At 69.6% G+C, this 2,837-nt stretch carries 4 protein-coding genes and 1 pseudogene; 1 reads left to right on the plus strand and 4 read right to left on the minus strand.

The features are described 5' to 3' along the window. The 4 genes from G3I60_RS43465 to rimP form a co-directional block, all read right to left on the minus strand. A partial coding sequence (locus G3I60_RS43465; RefSeq protein WP_343242014.1) for a translation initiation factor IF-2 N-terminal domain-containing protein occupies positions 1-308 on the minus strand: 308 nt, incomplete at its 3' end. Positions 309-460: 152 nt separating this feature from the next. Then, positions 461-760, minus strand: coding sequence for a YlxR family protein (locus tag G3I60_RS43470; RefSeq protein WP_164299679.1), 300 nt, complete (start codon positions 758-760; stop codon positions 461-463). A gap of 81 nt (positions 761-841) precedes the next feature. Continuing rightward, the gene (gene nusA / locus G3I60_RS43475; protein WP_138356692.1) at positions 842-1,861 is read right to left on the minus strand and encodes a transcription termination factor NusA; all 1,020 of its coding nucleotides are present in this window, start codon (positions 1,859-1,861) and stop codon (positions 842-844) included. A gap of 2 nt (positions 1,862-1,863) precedes the next feature. After that, the gene (rimP, locus tag G3I60_RS43480; protein ID WP_138356693.1) at positions 1,864-2,415 is read right to left on the minus strand and encodes a ribosome maturation factor RimP; all 552 of its coding nucleotides are present in this window, start codon (positions 2,413-2,415) and stop codon (positions 1,864-1,866) included. A gap of 183 nt (positions 2,416-2,598) precedes the next feature. Here rimP and G3I60_RS43485 point away from each other — a divergent pair. Next, positions 2,599-2,837, plus strand: a pseudogene (locus G3I60_RS43485) (hypothetical protein); the annotation flags it as partial.

Raw genomic sequence — 2,837 nt, forward strand, 5'->3', positions numbered from 1 at the left:
GCCGGAGTTACGGGGGCGTCCGCGGCCGGGTTGGGAGCCGGCGCAGCGGGACGGGCCGGCGCACCCGGAGTGGGGGCGCCAGGCTTGGCAGACGTCGCCTTGCGGGGCGCGCCGGGCTTGGCAGCGGGCTTCGCGGCGTTTCCGCCACCGGGCCCCTGCAAAGCGTCAGTCAACTTGCGAACAACCGGCGCCTCGATCGTCGAGGACGCCGAACGTACGAATTCACCAAGTTCTTGGAGCTTGGCCATGACGACCTTGCTCTCAACTCCGAACTCCTTGGCGAGTTCGTATACCCGGACCTTAGCCACTTCGCTCCTTTTAGGTCCGGGGTGATCGTCCGCCGGACCGTCGCTACTTCATGCTCGTACTCATCGCGTACTCATCGAGTGGTGCTCATCGCAATCTCGACCTACTTCCGACTCGCGAGGTACCTGACCGCACGGATACCCGTGCCGTTCACTTACGGTGCCGCCACTTCGACGGGCTTGGTGTTCTGCTCGACGTACCGGCGGAGTTCCGCGGTGTCGAACGTCTCCTTGGACCTGAAGGCCCTGGAGAAGGCCCGGCGGCGAACCGCCAGGTCGAAACAGACCAGGTCAGGGTGCAAGTGAGCACCCCGACCGGGCAGCGTACCGCGAGGATCGGGGACGCACGCGTCACCGCTCACCGCCACACGCAGCAGATCGTTCTTGGCCACCCGTTCCCGGCAACCCACACAGGTTCGCCCAGGGCACGCAAGGGAACGCGTCCGGCCAGACACTGCTCAGTCTACCTCCCCGCGCCGACCTCACCCCTTCGGGTTATTCGACGCACGGTTGTTCGGTCAGTCGTGGGTTGACATTCAGGCGCGTGAAGTGTCCGATTCGCCGGACTCCTCGGCGCCCTCCGGCTCGATGTCCGGACGGATGTCGATCCGCCAGCCGGTCAGCCGGGCGGCGAGGCGGGCGTTCTGCCCTTCCTTGCCGATGGCGAGCGACAGCTGGTAGTCCGGCACGGTCACCCGGGCGGAGCGGGCCGACAGGTCCACGACCTCGACGCGGGACACCCGGGCCGGCGACAGGGCGTTCGCCACCATGTCGGCCGGGTCGTCCGACCAGTCCACGATGTCGATCTTCTCGCCCTGCAGCTCGGCCATGACCGCCCGCACGCGGGAACCCATCGGGCCGATGCAGGCGCCCTTGGCGTTCAGCCCGGAGCGGGTGGAGCGCACCGCCATCTTCGTCCGGTGGCCGGCCTCGCGGGCGATCGCCTCGATGACGACCGAACCGTCCGCGATCTCCGGGACCTCCATCTTGAACAGGGCGCGCACCAGGTTGGGGTGCGAGCGCGACAGCGTCACCGACGGTCCGCGCACGCCCTTGGCGACGCGGACGACGTAGGAGCGCAGCCGCACACCGTGCTTGTAGTCCTCGCCCGGCACCTGCTCCTGCACCGGCAGGATGGCTTCCATCTTGCCGATGTCGACCAGCACGTTCTTGGCGTCCATGCCCTGCTGGACGACACCGGAGACGATGTCGCCCTCACGGCCGGCGTACTCGCCGAACGTGATGTCGTCCTCCGCGTCCCGCAGCCGCTGCAGGATGACCTGCTTCGCCGTGGAGGCGGCGATCCGGCCGAACCCGGAAGGGGTGTCGTCGAACTCGCGGGGCTCGGCGCCCTCGGCGACCTCGGACGGGTCCTCCTTCGCCCACACCGTCACATGTCCCGACGACTTGTCGAGCTCCACCCGGGCCCGGCGGTGGCTGCCCGGCTCCCGGTGGTAGGCGATGAGGAGCGCGGACTCGATCGCCCCGACCAGCAGGTCGAACGAAATCTGCCTCTCCTGCACCAAACCCCGTAGGGCCTTCATGTCGATGTCCACGGCTACGCCTCCTCAATGCTCTCGTCGCTGTCGGTGTCGGCGTCGGCCGTATCCGCTGCGTCGACGTCGTCGTCCTTGTTCTTGCGGTTGAACTCGATCTCCACCCGGGCCTTCGCGATCTCCGCGAACTCCACCCGGCGCGGCTTGGGCTTGCGCCCCTTGATGCCGGGGACCTCCAGATCGAGGCCCGCCTCGTCCAGCGCCATGATCCGCGCGGTCAGCTCTTCGTGGTTGTTGAGCGTCAGCTTGACCAGCCGGCCCTCGTTGCGGCGGAAGTGCCGGGGCGTGGTCAGCGGCCGGTCGGTACCCGGGGAGCTGACCTCCAGGACGTACTCGCCCTGGCCCATCGCGTCCGTGTCGTCGAGCACCTGGGCGATGTCCCGGCTCAGCTCGGCGACCGCGTCGAGCTGCACGCCGTCATCGGAATCCACCACGACCATCAGCTGCCGGCGGCTGCCCGCCGCGGTCACTGTGACCTCTTCCAGATCCAGACCCGTCTTGGCGACGAGCGGCTCCAGCAATCCGCGCAGCCTCTCGCTCTGGGTGGTGCTCATCCGGGTGACTCCTCGGCCGCGTGTGCTGTTGTATGGAAGGTCGCGTGTCGCCCCAAAGCCTATCGGTTCCGACACCGGATCGACGATTCGGCGTGGCTCGCCCCCCAGCGCTGCCCTGCGGCGGAGCCGGCCGGCCACCGTCGCCCGGGCCGCGCCCGGCCGCCGCCCGGTACGCTCTGGTCGGTGATCACGGGAGGGGACGCGGTGACAGGCAGAGGGACGCCGGGCAGACGGACGGTACTGGCCTCGGCCGCCGGTGTGCCGCTGGTGGCCGGCGCGGGCGGGCTGGCGGCGCTGGCCGGACTCGCCACCGGCTGTTCCGGCGGGACCCCGGCCGCGGCGGACACCCTGAAGGACACTCCCCCGGCCGTGCCGGGTGCCGCGCTGCGGGCGCGGGCGGCCGCGGACAGCACCGCACTCCT

The organism is Streptomyces sp. SID13666 (assembly GCF_010548325.1).
GTDB lineage: Bacteria > Actinomycetota > Actinomycetes > Streptomycetales > Streptomycetaceae > Actinacidiphila > Actinacidiphila fildesensis.

Excerpts from the sequence above, each read along its gene's own strand:
- rimP (WP_138356693.1), bottom strand. The coding sequence starts at position 2,415 with ATGAGCACCACCCAGAGCGAGAGGCTGCGCGGATTGCTGGAGCCGCTC.